Below are 17,449 nucleotides of genomic sequence, written 5' to 3'. Positions count from 1 at the left end.
TTCACGAGGCGAGCGCGACCTCTTCGTCGAGACGGACGCGTCCGCGCAGGGAGTTGGCCATCGCCTCGGTGATCACCACATCGACGAACTGGCCGATCATCCGCGGATGGCCGGGGAAATTCACGTAGCGCATGTTTTCGGTGCGTCCGGTCATTTCGTTGGGATTCTTGCGGCTGGGCTTCTCGACCAGCACGCGCTGCACGCTGCCGACCATGGCTTCGTTGATCTTGCGGGCGTTTTCGTTGATGGCCGCCTGCAGACGCGACAGGCGCGCGTGCTTGGCTTCGGCCGTGGTCTCGTCGGGCAGGTTTGCTGCCGGCGTGCCGGGGCGCGACGAGAAGATAAACGAGAAGCTCTGGTCGAAACCGACATCGGCAATGAGTTTCATCGTCTTCTCGAAGTCGTCGTCCGTTTCACCGGGGAAGCCCACGATGAAGTCGGACGAGATGCAGATATCCGGGCGTACGGCACGCAGCTTGCGAATCTTCTGCTTGAACTCGATGGCCGTGTAGCCGCGCTTCATCGCCGAGAGGATGCGGTCGGAGCCGGCCTGCACCGGCAGGTGCAGGTAGTTGGCCAGCTGCGGTACGTTGGCGTAGGCCTCGATCAGGGAGTCGGAGAACTCCAGCGGATGCGAGGTGGTGAAGCGGATGCGGCCGATGCCGTCGATCTGCGCGATGGCGTGGATCAGCACGGCCAGGTCGGCGATGTCGCCGTCGTGCATGGGGCCGCGGTAGGCGTTGACGTTCTGGCCCAGCAGGTTGACCTCGCGCACGCCTTGTTCGGCAAGCTGGGCCACCTCGACGATGACGTCGTCGAACGGGCGGCTGATTTCCTCACCACGGGTGTAGGGCACCACGCAGTACGAGCAGTACTTCGAGCAGCCTTCCATGATCGAGACGAAGGCGGTGGGGCCTTCGGCGCGAGGCTCGGGCAGGCTGTCGAACTTTTCGATCTCGGGGAAGCTGATGTCCACCTGCGCCTTCCCGCTGCTGCGCTTGGCCTCGATCATCTCGGGCAGGCGGTGCAGGGTCTGCGGGCCGAACACCAGGTCGACGTAGGGTGCCCGCTTGAGGATGGCATCGCCTTCCTGCGAGGCCACGCAGCCGCCTACGCCGATCAGCACCGGCTTGCCGTTTTTCTTGTGCTCGCGCCACTTGCCGAGCTGGCTGAAGACCTTCTCCTGCGCCTTTTCGCGGATGGAGCAGGTGTTCACGAGGATGACGTCGGCCTCGTTTTCGTCCTGGGTCAGTTCCAGCCCGTGCGACGCACGCAGCACGTCGGCCATCTTGGCCGAGTCGTACTCGTTCATCTGGCAACCGTGGGTCTTGATGAAAAGCTTGCCGCTCATGGGGCTGGATACCGTGTTTCGTGGGTGAATACCGAACCGCGTAGTTTACGCCGCCAATAGGGCCATCGCCAGATGGCCGCCATCTATCAATGACTTGCGTGAAGGGCATCACGTTCCCGGCCCTTGGCGGGGCAGGGGGCTTTGGGCACACTGGCGCCCATGACCGAGGACGTGTCGCCAGGGGAATGCGCCGGCCGGGCCGGCCCGCGTTTCCGTGCCCTTCGCCCGATCCTGCAAAGGGTCGCGCTGGCGTGCGTCCTCTTGCTGGCCCTGCCGCTGGCCCGGCCTGCCTGGGCCGGCGCCATGTATCGCTGCACGGGGGCCACGGGCGAGACCGTCTTTGCAGGTAGTGCGGCCGGATACCGTAATTGCAAGAAGATCGGCAATGCCTTGCCGGCGAAGGCCTCGCGACCGCTATCCGCGGCGGCCGCAGCACCGGCCCTGCCGCCGGCATCGGCGGTCGGTGCGGCGCTTGCATCCTTGCCCGCGGCCGCGTCCCTGGCTTCGGCGCCGGCACCCGGTAAACGCCTGGCGGGGGCCCCGGATCAGCCCCCTGAGAACGTCGCGCCAGGTAAACCGCCAGCTCCAGCCATCGCTTCGCTGGCCGGTGTCACGGCCTCGGTTGTGGCCTACCCCGGCGATGGGAGCGAGAAGGCGCCGGTTGTCGCGCCGACAAAGCGGGGATGGTCGTATCAGGAATCGGCGTCTACCGACCTTACGGCAGCCCCGGCTCCGGAGGCGGCCAAGGGTTCGCGGGTGTTGCGTGGCGCGGTCTATCGCATCGTGCGAGCGGATGGTGGGGTGGAATACACCAACATTGCGCCGGGTGGGGCGCCGAAGGGACAGACGGTAAAGATGCTCTTTACCTATATCGCCACCTGCGTGGCCTGCGATGTCCATTCGAAGATCGATTTCAACAACGTGGCGCTCAATCTGGCCGCTTACGGCGATGTGATCCGTGCCGCCAGCATCGAGTACGGTGTGGATGAAGCCTTGTTGCGCGCGGTGATTCATGCCGAGAGCGCGTTCAATCCGAGGGCCCTGTCGGTTGCTGGTGCGCAGGGGCTGATGCAGCTGATCCCCGGCACGGCCCGTGACATGGGTGTGCTCGATGCTTTCGACGTCAATCAGAACATTCGTGGTGGCGCCCGGTATCTCGCGCTGCTGCTGCGCAACTTCAACGGCAACGAACGGCTTGCCGCCGCGGCCTACAACGCCGGACCGAAGGCCGTGGAGCGCTACAACGGCGTGCCGCCGTACGACGAAACCCAGGTCTACGTGGAGCGCGTGGGCATCCTGCGCAGGCGCTACGGCGAAAGCCTGCGGCACCAGGCCACCCGCTACATCCCCCTGGCCGAACGCGCCCTGTAGGAGCGCGCCTTGCGCGCGACCGGTTCGGTAGCGGGTGGCTCATGTCCTCGGATGGTCGCGCGCAGGCGCGCTCCTACATGGCAGAGTGCCTCCGAGTCAGCCGAATCTCCTGTAGGAGCGCGCCTTGCGCGCGACCGGTTCGGTAGCGGGTGGCTCACGTCCTCGGACGGTCGCGCGCAGGCGCGCTCCTACAAGGGCAGCATTGCCTCCGAGTCAGCCGACTCTCCTGTAGGAGCGCGCCTTGCGCGCGACCGGTTCGGTAGCGGGTGGCTCATGTCCTCGGATGGTCGCGCGCAGGCGCGCTCCTACATGGGCAGGGTTGCCTCCGAGTCAGCCGACTCTCCTGTAGGAGCGCGCCTTGCGCGCGACCGGTTCGGTAGCGGGTGGCTCACGTCCTCGGACGGTCGCGCGCAGGCACGCTCCTACATGGGCAGCACTGCCTCCGAGTCAGTCGAATCTCCTGTAGGGGTTTTTCAAGGAGTGGTCTTCAGGGCTTGCAGGGTCGAGCTTGGGGGGCGCTGGGTGGGGGTGAGGCTTACCGAGAACGGTGCGCCATAGCGAAGGCCGGTGACCGTCACCGTCTGGCCGGGTTTCAGCGATGCCTCGTGGCGACGCAGGTCCGACGGATCGAGGATGTCCTCGCCGCCGATCTTCAGCAACACGTCGCGCTGTTGCAGCCCCGCGATGGCCGCCGGGCCACCGGGTGAGATCTCGTTCACCACGACGCCGCGTGCCGCCGATGGCAGGCCGCTATCGGCCGACACGGGCACCGCACCGTAATCGGCACCGATCCAGCCGCGAACGACATGGCCGGTCTTCACGATCTGCTCCAGCACGTCGCGTGCGCTCTGCACGGGAATGGCGAAGCCGATGCCTTCGGCACCCACCGCCTGGCCGATCAGCGAGGTATTGATGCCCACCAGTTCGCCGTGCGCGTTGACCAGGGCACCACCCGAATTACCGAAATTGATTGCCGCATCCGTCTGGATGAAGTTCTCCAGGCTCGACAGGTTGAGCTGGCGGCCCAGGGCGCTGACGATGCCCATGGTCACCGTCTGGCCGATGCCGAACGGGTTGCCGATGGCCAGCACCACGTCGCCGACACGGGGCCTGCTGCTGGTGTCGGTCATGTGGATGGCGGGCAGGTTGCCCGCATCGACCTTCAGCACGGCCAGGTCGGTCTCGTCGTCCGAGCCCACCACCCGCGCCTTGGCCACGCGACCGTCGTAGAGCAACAGCTGGATGTCGTCGGCGTTGGCGATGACGTGGTTGTTCGTCAGCACGTAGCCATCGTCGCTCACGATCACGCCGGAGCCCAGGTTCTGCTGGCGGCGGGTGCGCACCGGCCCCGACGGCACGCTGAAGATGCGCTGCAGGACCGGATCGGAGTACAGCTCGCGCGGTTGCTCTGTCACGAGCTTGTTGGCGTAGATGTTGACCACCGATGGCGCCGCCTTGGCGACGGCATCGGCATAGGAAGCCGGTGCCGCAGAGGCCGGTTCGCCGATGGAAGCCTGTGGCTCGGCGCTATTGAGGCGCTGGCGCAGCAACGCACCGGCCCGGGGCCAGACCAGCCCGATGACGAACGCGACGGCAAGACCGAGCACGACGAAGCGGGCGACGAAGGCGAGCGTGCGGGCGGCATGTTTCATCTAAGAACGGGGGATCCTGTCGTCGTCGCCTTGCCCATGGGCGAGGTGGCCTGTGGCGGGTCCATTCGCCGTAACGAAGGAGCCGAGCCGATTTTCCGCATCCTGGCGGGTACTTGGCAGCCCTCTCCATCAGTCTGGACAGGGTACGGTTCAGTTTATTGTACGTCGCGGATGGTGCCGTTACACTGCCAGAAATTGCGGAAGCCGATTTCCAGAAGTAAACCGGCGAACGGGGCCCGCATTCTCAATGGCAAAGTTCCGGAGAGCCTGATGGCGAACGAAGAAGTCGTCGATCACGGTCGCCGTCGCTTCCTGACCGTAACGACAGCAGTTGTCGGCGGCGCAGGGGTGATAGCGGCAGTAGTCCCCTTCATCAAGTCGTGGGAGCCGAGTGCGAGGGCCAAGGCGGCGGGGGCGCCAGTCACGGTCGACATAAGTGCCATCGAGGCGGGGCAGAAAGTCACCTTCGCCTGGCGTAGCCTCCCTGTTTTCGTGGTCAACCGCACCAAGGACCAGCTGGCGCAACTGAAGGGCCTGGAGCCCCGCCTGCTGGACCCGCTATCGTCCGATTCGGCGCAACAGCCGAAGTACGCCACCAACGAAACACGCTCCATCAAGCCCGAGTGGCTGGTCGTCATCGGCCTGTGCACTCATCTGGGCTGCGTTCCCGACTTCGTTCCCGACATCAAGCCCGAGCCCTTCGACGCGAACTGGAAGGGCGGCTTCTACTGCCCCTGCCACAAGTCGCGCTACGACCTCTCCGGGCGCGTGTTCAGCGGCGTTCCCGCGCCGAAGAACCTGCCCGTACCGCCGTACCACTTCATCGACGACACCCATATCCAGATTGGCGTCGATCCGCAGGAGGCCGGCTGATGGCAAACGTATTCTCCCGCATCGGCGACTGGGTCAACGAACGCGCTCCGAACCTGGCGCCGACGTACCGGAAGCACATGACCGAGTACTACGCGCCGAAGAACTTCAACCTCTGGTACTACTTCGGTTCGCTCGCCCTGCTGGTGCTGGTCAACCAGATCGTCACCGGCATCTTCCTCACCATGAACTACAAGACGAGTGCGGCGGAAGCCTTCAACTCGGTCGAGTACATCATGCGCGACGTGGAATGGGGCTGGCTCATCCGCTACATGCACTCCACGGGTGCGTCGCTGTTCTTCGTCGTGGTGTTCCTGCACATGTTCCGCGGCATCATGTATGGCTCGTTCAAGAAGCCGCGTGAGCTGGTGTGGATCCTCGGCATGCTCATCTTCCTCGTGCTCATGGCCGAGGCCTTCATGGGCTACGTGCTGCCCTGGGGCAACATGTCGTTCTGGGGCGCGAAGGTGATCATCTCGCTGTTCGGCACCATCCCCTTCATCGGCGACACCCTGGTGCAGTGGATCATGGGCGACTTCCTGCCCGCCGACGCCACGCTCAACCGCTTCTTCGCACTGCATGTCATCGCCCTGCCGCTGGTGCTCCTGCTGCTGGTGGTGCTGCATCTGGCCGCGCTGCATGAAGTGGGTTCCAACAACCCCGACGGCGTGGACGTGAAGCACGGCCCGAAGGGCAATCGCTGGAGCCCGGACAAGCCGAAGGACGCCATCCCGTTCCATCCGTACTACACGGTGAAGGATCTCTTCGGCAGCGGTTTCTTCATCACCGTGGCCGCCTTCATCATCTTCTTCGCCCCCACCTTCGGTGGCTGGTTCCTCGAACACGACAACTTCACCCCGGCGAACAACCTCGTCACGCCCAGCCACATCAAGCCGTCGTGGTACTTCACCCCGTTCTACGCGATCCTGCGCATGATCCCGTCCTTCTTCGGCACGGCGATCTGGGGCGTCATCGGCATGTTCGGCGCCATCCTGCTGCTGGCCCTGCTGCCGTGGATCGACAAGGGCCAGGTCCGCTCGGTGCGCTTCCGTGGGCTCGGCTTCCGCATCGCCCTGGGCGTGCTGGTGGTCTCCTTCCTGGCCCTGGGCCTGGTCGGCGCGGGCGTCACGGCGGAGGTCATCCCCGAATGGTTCCCCGGTGCCGACGTCACCACATGGGAAAACGCCTTCGGCCGCCTGATGGTGCTCGGCTACTTCGGCTTCTTCGTGTTCGTATGGATCTACACGCGCTTTGGTTTCGAGAAGACCAGGCCGGTTCCGGAACGGGTGACGATGCATGATTAAGCGCTATCTTTCCTCCCTCGCCCTGGCGCTGGGCCTTGCCGCCGCCACCGTTCCCGCCCTTGCCGCCGAAGGGGAGGGCCTGCCTTCCGCCGGCGCCAACGTGGCCGACCAGGCCTCGTTGCAGCGGGGCGCCAAGCTCTTCTTCAACTACTGCGTCGGCTGCCACTCGCTGAAGTACGTGCGCTATTCGCGCCTGGCCACCGACCTGGGCCTCTCCGAAGACGAGGTGATGAAGAACCTCAACTTCACGGGAGCCAAGTTCGGCGAGCCGGTGATCTCGCACATGCCTGCGGATTCGGCAAAGCAGTGGTTCGGCAAGGATCCTCCGGACCTCTCGCTGGAAGCCCGCGCCAAGGGCACCGACTTCATCTACAACTACCTGCTGTCGTTCTATCTCGACCCGAGCCGTCCGGTCGGCTGGAACAACACCGTGTTCCCCAATGCCTCCATGCCCAACCCGTTGTGGGAGCTGCAGGGCCTGCAGGTCGCGGTACATGGCGAGGCAAAGCCCGGCGAAGAGGCCGTGGTGGAGAAGCTGGAGATCGCCCAGCCCGGCCGCATGAGCCCCGAGGAATTCAAGGGCGCGGCCCGCGACATCGCCACCTTCCTGGAGTACACCGCCGAGCCGGCCGCCCTTCAACGCCAGTCGATCGGCATCTGGGTGATCCTGTTCTTGGTAGGCCTGACCTTCCTGCTGTACCTTCTGAAACATGAGTACTGGAAGGACGTCCACGAAAGTCACTGAGGGCGTCCCTGCGGGGCGGCCACCTGGTCGCCCCGTTCGTATACCGGCCGCACAGGGAGGGAGATAGCAAAGATGGTCCAGCATGCACGCGCGCGCACGGCGCTCACGCTCTACACCAGCGTCGATGACATCCACTGCCACCGCACGCGACTCGTGCTGGCGGCCAAGGGCGTCGCCTACGACCGGATCATCCTGAAACCTGACCAGCCCACGGCCGACCTGCTCGATCTGAACCCTTACGGCACCCTGCCGACGCTGGTGGATCGCGAGCTCACCGTCTACGACACCCTCGTGGTGGTGGAATACCTCGACGAGCGTTATCCGCATCCGCCGTTGATGCCCATCGATCCTCTATCCCGGGCCCGGCTGCGGCTGGCCACCTGGCGCATCGAAAACGACTGGCTGCCCGAGATCGACCTGATCCGCGAAGGCGGCAAGGAAGCCTCGGCGGCCCGCAAGCGCCTGCGCGAGCACCTGCTGGTCTCGGTGGAGCTGTTCAAGGCGTCCCGGTTCTTCCTGAACCCTGAAATGAGCCTCATCGACTGCCTGGTGGCCCCGGTGGTCTGGCGCCTGCCCTCGCTGGGCGTGGATCTGGGCGCGGCCGGTAAGCCCATCGTCGACTACGGCGAGCGCCTGTTTCACAGCCAGGGCTTCGAGCGCAGCCTCACGGCGGAAGAAAAGGCCATGCGTCCTGACTTCGATTTCGGCCGGGTCTGAGACTGGCGGCGGGGCCGGCTGTCCCCGGTCCCCCGTATCCTTGTAAACTGTGCCCTGACCTTGCCCTGCCGGGGCTCTGGTGATCCCCGACCAACCGGCGGGAACGACGAGGACGCTTTTCATGGATACCAACGAAAGCACGGGCATGACTTCCAATCGGCCCTACCTGCTGCGCGCCATCTACGACTGGATCAGCGACAACGGCCTCACGCCCTACGTGCTGGTCGACGCCGGCCAGCCGGGTGTCCGCGTGCCGTCGCATGTGGTGAAGAACGGCCAGGTCGTTCTTAACCTGGCGATGCGCGCCGTAGCCAATCTCGACCTTGGCAACGATCGCATTTCCTTCCAGGCACGCTTCTCGGGCGTGAGCCAGTCCATCGTGATTCCGGTGGGCGCCGTCCTTGCGCTTTACGCGCAAGAGAACGGTCAGGGCATGATGTTCCCGGCCGACGAGAGCGAAGCGGAATCGCCGAGTCTGGAAGCCGTCGATAACGATGCGCCGGAGGCGCCGGTCCCCGAGGCTGGTGGCGACGATGATCGCCCCAAGCGCGGCGCACCGCATCTGCGTGTGGTGAAATAAAAAAAACCGCCGGAAGGCGGTTTTTTTATCCAAGCGGTGCTATCCACACTGTAGGAGCGCGCCTTGCGCGCGACCGGGATGACCGCACGGACGGGTCGCGCGCAAGGCGCGCTCCTACAGGGGGCATCTTTCAATGTAGCCGGCGACGTTCCGCCAGCGAAATCACATTACCGGCATAGCTGCCCGGGTCGGTAGCCACCACGGTTTCCAGCTCCGGATTGCCGGAAAGCGGTAGCGAAAAGCTTGCTACCTCGTTGCCGACCATCCAAAGACGGGCGGCCTGGCGGGATGTGCCATCTTCGCTGACTTCAAACGCATAGCAGCGTTCAAACCGGCGCGCGCCGTTGACGCCTTGCAGGCGAATGGCGCGCAGGCCCACCGACTGGTCGAGCAGTTGCAGGCCATAGCGCCGACACAGCGCCGAAGCCGCCTGCACGGCGACCTCGCGGGCACGGGTCAGGCGATACCAGGCGCCGATAACGGCGGCCAGGACCAGAAGCCAGAACAGGTCGGTGATCGATGCCATGGCTTGAGTGTGTGGCCGGCGGCCTCCGAGGACAAGTCCCCGGAGGTTCTTGCGTGTGATTACAGGTCCAGGCGCAGCGACAGGTCGATGGCGCGGACGTTCTTGGTCAGCGCGCCGCTGGACACGAAGTCCACCCCGGTCGAGGCGATATCGCGCAGGGTATGGAGCTCGACGTTGCCGGAAACCTCCAGCGGGATGCGTCCGGCGGTAAGCGCGACGGCATCGCGCATCATGGGCAGGGTGAAATTGTCGATGAGGGCACGGTCGGCACCGCCGTCGATGGCCTGCTGCAATTCGTCGAGATTCTCGACTTCGACGATAAGCGGCAGCTCGGGGTGGATACGCCGGGCGTCGGCGATGGCCTGGGGAATGCCGCCCGCGGCGATGATGTGGTTTTCCTTCAGCATCATCGCATCGAACAGGCCCATGCGATGGTTGGTGCCGCCGCCGCAGCGCACGGCGTATTTCTGGGCACGACGCAGGCCCGGGAGGGTCTTGCGGGTATCCAGCATCCGCGTGCGGGTACCGGCGATGGCGTCCACAAAATGCGCGGTGGCCGTCGCGGTGGACGAGAGCATCTGCAGGAAGTTGAGCGCCGAGCGTTCTGCTGTCACCAGCGCCCGGGCAAGGCCTTCCATGCGGCACACCACGGAGCCGGCAGGTATGCGGTCGCCATCGTGAAAGGCCCAGTCGATGCTTACGTCCGGATCGAGCGTGCGGAAGCAGGCTTCGAACCACGGCGCGCCGGCGAGCACGGCATCTTCGCGGCAGGTGAGCGTAGCGGTGATGCGCTTTGCGGGGTCGATCAGGTCGGCGGTGGCATCGCCGGGGCCGACGTCTTCGGCGAAGGAGCGATCAACGGCGGCGAGGATCTCGTCGTCCGACGGCAGGGCATCGGCGAGGTGTCGCGAATCGGATGCAGTCATCGATGGAGCGCGGCATGGGAAGAGGGCGCTACCTTACTCCCCCCGCGCCCCCCGCTCCACTGTAGGAGCACGCCTTGCGCGCGACCGCTTTTCGCGATCCCATTACCTGACTCGTACGACCGGTCGCGCGCAAGCACGCTCCTACAGGGAGAAGCGCAGGTGCACGTGTAGGAGCGCGCCTTGCGCGCGACCGGTATGGCAATCGGGCCTGGGATGGCGAAAAGCGGTCGCGCGCAGGCGCGCTCCTACAGGGGGCTGCGGAGTTTTTCGACGATGGCGTCCATCGCGCGGTCGAACAGCAGGGTGGAGTCGAGCACGCGGGCCGAGTCGCTGGCGAAGGCCTGGGCGAGGGCGCCGAGGCTATGGTCGGCCACCTTGAGGCCGCGACGGTTCACGAACAGGTAGCGGCCGCTGATGGGGCTGACCCATGACAGCTTCGCGCGATCCGACGTGCCATCCTCGGCGACGAATTCAAGCCACTGTCCCACCTTGAGCTCACGAGCCTGCGAGAGGTAGCGCTCGTCGAACGCATCGTCGGAAAGGGTTTCGGACTCGTCTTCCGGCTCGGGTGCGCTGGGCTCCTCGATGGCCTGGATGGCCTGCGGCAGCGGCATCTCGCTGGCCGGCGGCTCCGAGGCAGCAGGTGCCTCGCCAAGCTGCTGGCGATAGAAGGCATGCAACTGAACCAGCAACTGCTCGGTATCGGCCTCCTGAAAAGCCACCGAGGCCAGCCCGCGACGAAGCGAACGCTCGATGCCAGGCAGTAGCGAGCGCAGCCGGCGCCGACTCTCGGCATCGTGTGCCGCATGCGTGCTGGCAACGAAGTCGTCGATGAAACGAAGCGACTCGTGGAACTCAGGCGATTCTTCACCCTGGCGAAGCAGGGTGAGCACGATGTAGTTGGCCCATGCGCGGGTCAGGACGCCGTAGATGAGTGGCGGCAACGATTCACCGCCGATGCGGCCCACGATTTCCTGGGCGGCGCGACGGCGCGCATGTTCGAGCTTTTCGCGACCACGCGTGGATTCGGCCACGCGCTGTTCCGCCAGCTCGGCACGCTTGCGGCTGATGTCCAGGAATTCCTGAAGCTCGGTCGCGAGACGCTGGAAGATGGCGATGTCATCGTCGAAGTCGTGCAGCAGGCGCTCGACGATGGACTTGACCTTGTCGTACAGGCGCCCGTCGCGGTCGCCTTCCACCGACCAGCCCTTGGCGGCGTCGGCGAGCGCATCCAGCAACTGGCGCGCCGGATGCGTCTTGTGCGCGAACATGCGCCGGTCGATGAGGCCGGCCTTGAGATAGGGAATCTGCAGGCGTGCGAGCAGCACCTGCATCTCGGCGGGCAGGTTGTGGTCTTCGAGGATGAACTCGAAGAGCATGCCGACCAGGTCGATGGTGTCTTCGTCGATGCCCGACACATGCGTGGTCTGCTGACCGCGGAGCTGGCCGATCTGCGCCAGCAGCTGGGCCTTCAGCTGCGCCACGTCACGGGTGACGTCCGCCTGCGTCGCCAGCGGCGAGCCGGCCATGGGCAGGCTCGATATCTGGCTTTGCAGCAGGGTGAGCGCCCCCAGCAGTTCCGTGGCGCTGGGCAGCGGGCCTACGGCTACCGGTGCGGCCATGTCGGGGCCACGGCGTGCACTGAAGAGCGCATGCAGGGTCTGCATGAACTCGGCGGCGACGGCGTCGGAGACCACGGCGGGGTTGGCCACGGCAGCCTGCGGAGCGGCAGCCTGCGGAGCCGTCGTGGCGGTCGATACCGGCGCATCGCTGCGCCGCGTGGAAATCTCGTGGCGCAGCTGCGGCAGTACGCCGGCGGCGGCCAGTTCGTTGTTGATGTCGTCGTAAAGGTCGTCGATGCCAGCCAGCACGTAGCGATCGAAGAGCTTGTAGATGATCAGCTTGACCTTCACCTCGACCAGCAGCTCGCGCATGGCCTGGCGGAATGCCGCCGTCAGCGAGGTGGGGCCGACGGGATTGGTGGCGTCGTCCATGCGGGCGCCGCCACAGATCACCGACAGGCGCTGGTTCACCGCGAACAGGGCACGGGCGAGGCGTTGTTCGTTCTTGCTCACCATGCCGGTGACGGCGAGGGATTCTTCCAGCTCGTTCTCGCCCACGAGGCTGAGCTCGATGTTGGCGAGGGGGCGGGCACTGACATCGGCTTCGGGTGCGCGACCGCGGCCGGAAGCGAAATCGGCGAGGTCGCGGGCCACCTGGCCCAGGAAGGTGCGCTCGACGATCGCCCGCTTCTTGCGCACCTCGCGCATGCCATCGAAGAACTGCGTCTGCGCCGCGTTGTTCTCGGCTTTTTCAGCGAGATCGAACAGGGCGTCGTCGATGTTCTCGAACATGTTGCTGGCGAGCGCGTGCAGGCGCTTCGTGGCGAGGCCGCGAACGCTGACCAGCAGGGCACCCACCCGGTCGCTGCGCGGGTCGAGCCGCTGGCTCAGATCGATCACGTTGGATGGCTCGCTCGCGTTGCTCATCGCGCTTCCTGGATTACCGCTGGCCCCCGCCCGTGAAGGCATTGTGCGGGATGCAGGTTCTTATAGCGTGACTGTTGTCACGGATTTTGCGCGAATCCCGCATCAGGGGTGAAACCGGTCAACTGGGTGGTGCCGATGCCAGCCTCGGGGAGCATGACGGGGATGCCGTCTTCCACACGGTAGACCAGCTTGCCGTCGGTGGTGATCAGGCCCTCGGTGAGCGTTGCGCTGACTTTTTCGCCTGCCACCGTGTCGACGGAGCCGGCGCGGATGGCGCCATTGAGGCTGTCGCGTTCGCTGGAGGTGAGCGGGCGCACGGGGCGCTTGCTGACGGGGCAGCAGAGGATATCGATGAGTCGCTTGTCCATGGGACGTGGCCGGGCGGCCAACCTGAGAAACGGGAATGCTCGTACAATAGCCGCTTTTGGAAGCTCCGGCCATGACTGTAGGCAACGAAGCAACCGCTCCGCGCGTCGGCGTGGTGATGGGCTCTCGTTCGGACTGGGAAACGATGGAGCACGCCTCGGCGATGCTCTCGCGCCTGGGTGTGGTGCACGAGGTCCGGGTCGTTTCCGCCCACCGCACGCCCGACCTGCTGTTCGACTACGCGAACACGGCTCGCGAGCGCGGCATCCAGGTCATCGTGGCCGGTGCCGGTGGCGCCGCCCACCTGCCGGGCATGATCGCCGCGAAGACCCCGCTGCCCGTATTCGGCGTGCCGGTGCAGTCCAAGGCCTTGAATGGCATGGATTCCCTGCTGTCCATCGCGCAGATGCCGGCCGGTATCCCTGTGGGCACCCTGGCGATCGGCAAGGCCGGGGCCACCAATGCCGCCCTCATGGCTGCCTCGGTACTGGCCCTGCACGACCCGGCCGTGGCCGCGGCGCTCGATGCCTTCCGCGCCGAACAGACCCAGACCGTCCTCGATAACCCGGATCCCCGCGCGTGAATCGCAAGCTGCCCTGTCTTGGCGTCCTCGGAGGCGGCCAGCTGGCCCGCATGCTGGCCATCGCGGCCGCGCCGCTCGGCGTGCGCACGCTCGTGGTCGATGGCGCCGATGATGCCTGTGCCGGCCAGGTGGCCGAGCTGGTCGTGGCCGACTGGAACGACGAGGCCGCCCTGGCGGAGTTTGCCCGCCGGGTCGATGTGGTCACCTTCGATTTCGAGAATGTCCCCGCCGCCACGGCAGAGAAGCTGGCCGCGCTGGTCGATGTCTTCCCCAATCCACGCGCACTGGCCATCGCCCAGGACCGCCTGGCCGAGAAGACCCTGTTCCGCGAGTCGGGCCTCAATACGCCCGAGTTCGAGCCGGTGGACACCCGCGATGACCTGATTCGCGCCGTGGAGCGCATCGGCCTGCCGGCCGTGCTCAAGACCCGCCGCCTGGGCTACGACGGCAAGGGCCAGTTCCGCCTCAAGGAGCCCGCCGATATCGACGCTGCCTGGGCCGCCCTGGGTGAGGCCGCCGCTCGCGTCGGCCTGATCCTGGAAGCCTTCGTGCCGTTCGATCGCGAGGTCTCGGTGGTGGCGGTGCGTGGCCGCGACGGCTCGTTCCGCAGCTGGCCGCTCACCCGCAATTGGCATGTCGATGGCGTGCTGTCGCTCAGCCTGGCGCCTGCGCCGGGTTCCACGGACGAGCTGGAACGTGCGGCCAATGCCCATGCCCGCACCATTGCGGAAAAGATGGACTACGTTGGCGTCTTCGCCCTGGAGCTCTTCGTCCGCGACGGCGAGCTGCTGGGCAACGAGATGGCCCCCCGGGTCCACAATTCGGGGCACTGGACCATCGAAGGCGCCCACACCAGCCAGTTCGAGAACCACGTGCGTGCCGTGCTGGGCATGCCGCTGGGCGACACGGGCGTGCGCGGTTGCAGCGCCATGCTCAACTGGATCGGCGACATGCCCGATCCGGCGCCGGTGCTTTCGGTGGTGGATGGCCACTGGCACGACTACGGCAAGGAGGCCCGTCCGGGCCGCAAGGTGGGCCATGCCACGATATGCGCGCCGGATGCCGGCACATTGCGTACGCGTCTGGCCGAGGCAGGGCAGGGCCTGGGCCGTGAGGCGCAGGTAGCCCCGGCCATCGAAACCCTGGCCTGAACCCTTTCCCGGGCTGACCATCCTTGTAGGAGCGCGCCTTGCGCGCGACCGGTTTGGCGATATTCATCAACTCATCGCCAAAACCGGTCGCGCGGAAGGCGCGCTCCTACAAAAAAGAAGGCGGCGCCAAACAGAAGAGGCCAGGTCTTGCGACCCGGCCTCTTCGTTTATCGGACCCTGGGAAGGATCAGGCCAGGTTCTTGGCCGCGAAGTCCCAGTTGACCAGGTGCCAGAAGTTCTCGAGGTACTTCGGGCGGGCGTTGCGGTAGTCGATGTAGTAAGCGTGTTCCCACACGTCGGCGGTGAACAGCGGCTTGTCGCTGCCGGTGATCGGCGTGGCGGCGTTGGAGGTGTTCACGATGGCCAGCGAGCCATCCGGACGCTGCACCAGCCAGGTCCAGCCCGAACCGAAGTTGCCGGCGGCCTGCTTGTTGAACTCTTCCTTGAACTTGTCGACCGAGCCGAAGGCCTTGTCGATGGCATCCTTCAGGGCGCCCTTCGGCTCCGAGGCCTGCGCGGTCGGGCGCATCGAGTGCCAGTAGAAGGTGTGGTTCCAGATCTGGGCTGCATTGTTGAAGATGCCGCCCGAGGAGGACTTGACGATGTCTTCCAGGCTCTTGCCCTCGAATTCGGTGCCCTTGACGAGGTTGTTGAGGTTCGTCACGTACGCCTGGTGGTGCTTGCCGTAGTGGAACTCGAGCGTCTCGGCCGAGATGTGCGGCTCAAGTGCATTCTTCTCATAGGGGAGCGGGGGAAGTTCGAACGCCATGGGCGGACTCCTTAGCGGTGGCTGGGGGATGGGAAAAGGGGAGCAGGGGGCGCGGGCGCCACACTGCTACACTACGCAACTGTCAGCATTCTAATGATGAAACCCGAGCTATGGACGTCGTAGACGAGATCAAGGCCACCGTGGCGACTCATCCGATCGTGCTCTTCATGAAGGGCACGCCCGAATATCCCACCTGCGGGTTCTCCGACCGGGCCGCCAAGGCGCTCTCGGCGGCCGATGCCACGTTCCACGTCATCAATGTCCTGGCCGATTCGCGCATACGTGCGGGCCTGCCGCATTACTCCAACTGGCCTACGTTTCCGCAGCTGTTCGTCCTAGGAGAATTCATCGGCGGTTGCGACGTCGTGGAAGACCTGCATGCGGCAGGTGAACTCAAGCGCATGGCCGTTGAAGTGAGCGGGGCCGAGACATGAGCGCCCTGCCGTCCGCACGACTTCCCGAAGGCTGGTCCTTCACGCCGGGCTCGCTGGCCGGCCGGGTCATCATCGTCACCGGTGCCACCGGTGGGCTGGGTGGTGAGACGGCACGGGCCGTCATGCGGGCAGGCGCCACGGTGGTCATCACCGGCCGCAAGGTGCGGGCGCTGGAAAAACTCTACGACCAACTGGTGGCCGATGGCGGCCAGCAGCCGGTGATCCATCCGCTGGACCTCGAAAGCGCCACGCCGGCCGATTACGCCGCGCTGGCCGAAGGCATCGAGAACGAATTCGGTCGCCTCGACGGCATCGTGCATGCGGCGGCTCACTTCAATGAGCTGACTCCCATGGCCATGCACAAGCCGGACGACTGGCTGCGTGCGATGCAGGTCAACGTGTCCGCGCCGTTCGCGCTCACCCAGGCCTGCATGCCGTTGCTGACCCGCGCCGACGACAGTGCCGTGATCTTCGTGCTCGACGATCCGGAGCTGCTCTCGCGTGCGCACTGGGGCGGTTATGGCGTCTCCAAGGCGGCGGTCGAACGCATGACCGCCGTGCTCCACGCGGAAAACCGCCAGGGTGCCATGCGCGTGCATGCCCTGCTTCCCGCCCCGATGCGCACGGCACTTCGTCGCGCTGCCTATTACGGTGAAAACACCCTCGACCGTCCGCTGCCCACCGCATCGGCCGAGGCCATCGTCTATCTGCTTTCAGGTGCCGGCGCCGACGCGCGCGGCACCGTGCTCGATATTCGCCACACCCACTGATCGTTCGCATGGCCGCTGATGGCCAGGGCGAGTAAGGAGTCGTTCCATGGAAACGCAGATGACGACGTTGTCGGCGGGCATCCTGCTGTTCCTCATCATGGACCCGCTGGGCAACATCCCGTTGTTCCTGGCATTGCTGAAGGACGTGCCCCCGCAGCGGCGCCGCAAGGTGCTGATCCGCGAGCTGCTTATCGCCCTGGGCGTGCTGGTGGCCTTCCTGCTGGGCGGCCAGTACATCCTGAAGGTGCTGCAGCTGCGCCAGGAGTCGGTGAGCATCGGTGGCGGCATCGTGCTGTTCCTCATCGGCATCCGCATGGTCTTTCCGCCCGTGGAGGGTGGCGTGTTCGGCAAGCCAGGGGAGGGCGAGCCGTTCATCGTGCCCATGGCCATTCCCGGTGTGGCCGGCCCCTCGGCGATGGCGGCCCTGCTGCTGCTCACCAATTCCCAGCCCGGTCGCACGGCCGAATGGGGCATCGCCCTGTTCCTGGCCTGGTTCGCCACCGCAGTGATCCTGCTGAGCTCCACCTTCCTGTTCAAATGGCTCGGCGAGAGCGTCCTGACGGCGCTGGAGCGCCTGATGGGCATGCTCCTCATCGCCCTGTCGGTGCAGATGTTCCTGGGCGGCATCTCCTCCTACCTGCACATCGCCGTCTGATTACAGCGGCACATTGCCGTAGGAACATACGTGACGGTAGGGTAGCTGTCATAATTGCCCGCGAGCATGGGCGGGGGCGGAGCGTATCCGTCCTCGGGCATGGGTCGAGGCCCCCGAGGTGGGGGCACATAGGACGTTCGAAGGCACTATGAGAAAACACGACTCCGCACCGGCCACGTTCGGCAACGAC

The 17,449-nt window shown here is 65.6% G+C and carries 18 protein-coding genes; 11 read left to right on the top strand and 7 right to left on the bottom strand.

Features of this window, described 5'->3' with window-relative positions; genetic code table 11:
* Window position 1: 1 nt before the first annotated feature.
* The gene (gene miaB, locus HBF25_RS21230) at window positions 2-1,351 is read right to left on the bottom strand and encodes a tRNA (N6-isopentenyl adenosine(37)-C2)-methylthiotransferase MiaB (protein WP_166952581.1); all 1,350 of its coding nucleotides are present in this window, start codon (window positions 1,349-1,351) and stop codon (window positions 2-4) included.
* 159 nt (window positions 1,352-1,510) lie between these two features.
* On the opposite strand from miaB, the gene HBF25_RS22490 reads away from it, so the two are divergent.
* Window positions 1,511-2,722 carry a lytic transglycosylase domain-containing protein gene (locus HBF25_RS22490; RefSeq protein WP_279588234.1) on the top strand — a complete coding sequence of 404 codons (1,212 nt, stop codon included), beginning with the start codon at window positions 1,511-1,513 and terminating at the stop codon, window positions 2,720-2,722.
* Window positions 2,723-3,195: 473 nt separating this feature from the next.
* On the opposite strand, the gene HBF25_RS21220 is transcribed toward HBF25_RS22490, so the two are convergent.
* Entirely contained in the window at window positions 3,196-4,374 is a 1,179-nt protein-coding gene (locus HBF25_RS21220) for a S1C family serine protease (RefSeq protein ID WP_166952579.1), read from the bottom strand.
* Window positions 4,375-4,644: 270 nt separating this feature from the next.
* Between HBF25_RS21220 and petA the strand changes: the two genes are divergently transcribed.
* From petA to HBF25_RS21195, 5 genes are all read left to right on the top strand, one after another.
* A complete protein-coding gene (gene petA / locus HBF25_RS21215; protein ID WP_166952576.1) occupies window positions 4,645-5,247 on the top strand; it encodes a ubiquinol-cytochrome c reductase iron-sulfur subunit in 603 nt (200 codons plus the stop codon).
* Entirely contained in the window at window positions 5,247-6,548 is a 1,302-nt protein-coding gene (locus HBF25_RS21210) for a cytochrome b (protein ID WP_166952574.1), read from the top strand. Before petA ends, HBF25_RS21210 begins: the two co-directional genes overlap by 1 nt.
* Window positions 6,541-7,293 (top strand): cytochrome c1, encoded by a 753-nt coding sequence (locus HBF25_RS21205; RefSeq protein WP_208392712.1) that lies wholly within the window; start codon window positions 6,541-6,543, stop codon window positions 7,291-7,293. The genes HBF25_RS21210 and HBF25_RS21205 overlap by 8 nt, the downstream gene beginning before the upstream one ends.
* A gap of 72 nt (window positions 7,294-7,365) precedes the next feature.
* Window positions 7,366-8,010 (top strand): glutathione S-transferase N-terminal domain-containing protein, encoded by a 645-nt coding sequence (locus tag HBF25_RS21200; protein ID WP_166952571.1) that lies wholly within the window; start codon window positions 7,366-7,368, stop codon window positions 8,008-8,010.
* A 145-nt stretch (window positions 8,011-8,155) separates the two neighbouring features.
* Window positions 8,156-8,590 carry a ClpXP protease specificity-enhancing factor gene (locus HBF25_RS21195; protein ID WP_166952620.1) on the top strand — a complete coding sequence of 145 codons (435 nt, stop codon included), beginning with the start codon at window positions 8,156-8,158 and terminating at the stop codon, window positions 8,588-8,590.
* A 130-nt stretch (window positions 8,591-8,720) separates the two neighbouring features.
* On the opposite strand, the gene HBF25_RS21190 is transcribed toward HBF25_RS21195, so the two are convergent.
* The 4 genes from HBF25_RS21190 to HBF25_RS21175 form a co-directional block, all read right to left on the bottom strand.
* Window positions 8,721-9,116: a DUF3301 domain-containing protein gene (locus HBF25_RS21190; protein ID WP_166952569.1), complete on the bottom strand. Its 396-nt coding sequence runs from the start codon at window positions 9,114-9,116 to the stop codon at window positions 8,721-8,723.
* A 59-nt stretch (window positions 9,117-9,175) separates the two neighbouring features.
* Window positions 9,176-10,042 carry a carboxylating nicotinate-nucleotide diphosphorylase gene (nadC, locus tag HBF25_RS21185; RefSeq protein ID WP_166952567.1) on the bottom strand — a complete coding sequence of 289 codons (867 nt, stop codon included), beginning with the start codon at window positions 10,040-10,042 and terminating at the stop codon, window positions 9,176-9,178.
* 245 nt (window positions 10,043-10,287) lie between these two features.
* Entirely contained in the window at window positions 10,288-12,531 is a 2,244-nt protein-coding gene (locus HBF25_RS21180; protein ID WP_166952566.1) for a DUF1631 domain-containing protein, read from the bottom strand.
* Between the two features lie 77 nt (window positions 12,532-12,608).
* Window positions 12,609-12,899: a Trm112 family protein gene (locus HBF25_RS21175; RefSeq protein WP_166952564.1), complete on the bottom strand. Its 291-nt coding sequence runs from the start codon at window positions 12,897-12,899 to the stop codon at window positions 12,609-12,611.
* A gap of 71 nt (window positions 12,900-12,970) precedes the next feature.
* Here HBF25_RS21175 and purE point away from each other — a divergent pair, with 71 nt between their 5' ends.
* Both purE and HBF25_RS21165 read left to right on the top strand, forming a co-directional pair.
* Window positions 12,971-13,480, top strand: coding sequence for a 5-(carboxyamino)imidazole ribonucleotide mutase (purE, locus tag HBF25_RS21170; RefSeq protein ID WP_166952563.1), 510 nt, complete (start codon window positions 12,971-12,973; stop codon window positions 13,478-13,480).
* Between the two features lie 8 nt (window positions 13,481-13,488).
* Window positions 13,489-14,631 (top strand): 5-(carboxyamino)imidazole ribonucleotide synthase, encoded by a 1,143-nt coding sequence (locus HBF25_RS21165; RefSeq protein ID WP_166952617.1) that lies wholly within the window; start codon window positions 13,489-13,491, stop codon window positions 14,629-14,631.
* Between the two features lie 187 nt (window positions 14,632-14,818).
* Here HBF25_RS21165 and HBF25_RS21160 read toward each other — a convergent pair whose 3' ends face one another.
* A complete protein-coding gene (locus tag HBF25_RS21160) occupies window positions 14,819-15,400 on the bottom strand; it encodes a Fe-Mn family superoxide dismutase (RefSeq protein ID WP_166952561.1) in 582 nt (193 codons plus the stop codon).
* Window positions 15,401-15,510: 110 nt separating this feature from the next.
* On the opposite strand from HBF25_RS21160, the gene grxD reads away from it, so the two are divergent.
* The 3 genes from grxD to HBF25_RS21145 are packed head-to-tail and all read left to right on the top strand — an operon-like array spanning window position 15,511 to window position 17,259.
* Window positions 15,511-15,834 (top strand): Grx4 family monothiol glutaredoxin, encoded by a 324-nt coding sequence (grxD, locus tag HBF25_RS21155; protein ID WP_166952560.1) that lies wholly within the window; start codon window positions 15,511-15,513, stop codon window positions 15,832-15,834.
* The gene (locus tag HBF25_RS21150) at window positions 15,831-16,604 is read left to right on the top strand and encodes an SDR family NAD(P)-dependent oxidoreductase (RefSeq protein ID WP_166952559.1); all 774 of its coding nucleotides are present in this window, start codon (window positions 15,831-15,833) and stop codon (window positions 16,602-16,604) included. Before grxD ends, HBF25_RS21150 begins: the two co-directional genes overlap by 4 nt.
* A 58-nt stretch (window positions 16,605-16,662) precedes the next feature.
* Entirely contained in the window at window positions 16,663-17,259 is a 597-nt protein-coding gene (locus tag HBF25_RS21145; RefSeq protein ID WP_166952614.1) for a YhgN family NAAT transporter, read from the top strand.
* The last annotated feature ends 190 nt before the right edge of the window (window positions 17,260-17,449 follow it).

Source organism: Luteibacter anthropi, assembly GCF_011759365.1.
Taxonomy (GTDB): Bacteria; Pseudomonadota; Gammaproteobacteria; order Xanthomonadales; family Rhodanobacteraceae; genus Luteibacter; species Luteibacter anthropi.
The sequence above is the reverse complement of the archived record's forward strand: the minus strand, read 5'-3'. Positions and strand labels throughout refer to the sequence as shown.

Bases quoted from the DNA above. Each gene is read 5' to 3' on its own strand.
- HBF25_RS21150 (WP_166952559.1), top strand. From the start codon at position 15,831: ATGAGCGCCCTGCCGTCCGCACGACTTCCCGAAGGCTGGTCCTTCACG.
- grxD (WP_166952560.1), top strand. From the start codon at position 15,511: ATGGACGTCGTAGACGAGATCAAGGCCACCGTGGCGACTCATCCGATC.
- miaB (WP_166952581.1), bottom strand. From the start codon at position 1,351: ATGAGCGGCAAGCTTTTCATCAAGACCCACGGTTGCCAGATGAACGAG.
- nadC (WP_166952567.1), bottom strand. From the start codon at position 10,042: ATGACTGCATCCGATTCGCGACACCTCGCCGATGCCCTGCCGTCGGAC.
- HBF25_RS21180 (WP_166952566.1), bottom strand. From the start codon at position 12,531: ATGAGCAACGCGAGCGAGCCATCCAACGTGATCGATCTGAGCCAGCGG.
- HBF25_RS22490 (WP_279588234.1), top strand. From the start codon at position 1,511: ATGACCGAGGACGTGTCGCCAGGGGAATGCGCCGGCCGGGCCGGCCCG.
- HBF25_RS21160 (WP_166952561.1), bottom strand. From the start codon at position 15,400: ATGGCGTTCGAACTTCCCCCGCTCCCCTATGAGAAGAATGCACTTGAG.
- HBF25_RS21210 (WP_166952574.1), top strand. From the start codon at position 5,247: ATGGCAAACGTATTCTCCCGCATCGGCGACTGGGTCAACGAACGCGCT.
- HBF25_RS21200 (WP_166952571.1), top strand. From the start codon at position 7,366: ATGGTCCAGCATGCACGCGCGCGCACGGCGCTCACGCTCTACACCAGC.
- HBF25_RS21205 (WP_208392712.1), top strand. From the start codon at position 6,541: ATGATTAAGCGCTATCTTTCCTCCCTCGCCCTGGCGCTGGGCCTTGCC.
- HBF25_RS21175 (WP_166952564.1), bottom strand. From the start codon at position 12,899: ATGGACAAGCGACTCATCGATATCCTCTGCTGCCCCGTCAGCAAGCGC.
- HBF25_RS21195 (WP_166952620.1), top strand. From the start codon at position 8,156: ATGACTTCCAATCGGCCCTACCTGCTGCGCGCCATCTACGACTGGATC.
- purE (WP_166952563.1), top strand. From the start codon at position 12,971: ATGACTGTAGGCAACGAAGCAACCGCTCCGCGCGTCGGCGTGGTGATG.
- HBF25_RS21190 (WP_166952569.1), bottom strand. From the start codon at position 9,116: ATGGCATCGATCACCGACCTGTTCTGGCTTCTGGTCCTGGCCGCCGTT.
- HBF25_RS21220 (WP_166952579.1), bottom strand. From the start codon at position 4,374: ATGAAACATGCCGCCCGCACGCTCGCCTTCGTCGCCCGCTTCGTCGTG.
- petA (WP_166952576.1), top strand. From the start codon at position 4,645: ATGGCGAACGAAGAAGTCGTCGATCACGGTCGCCGTCGCTTCCTGACC.
- HBF25_RS21145 (WP_166952614.1), top strand. From the start codon at position 16,663: ATGACGACGTTGTCGGCGGGCATCCTGCTGTTCCTCATCATGGACCCG.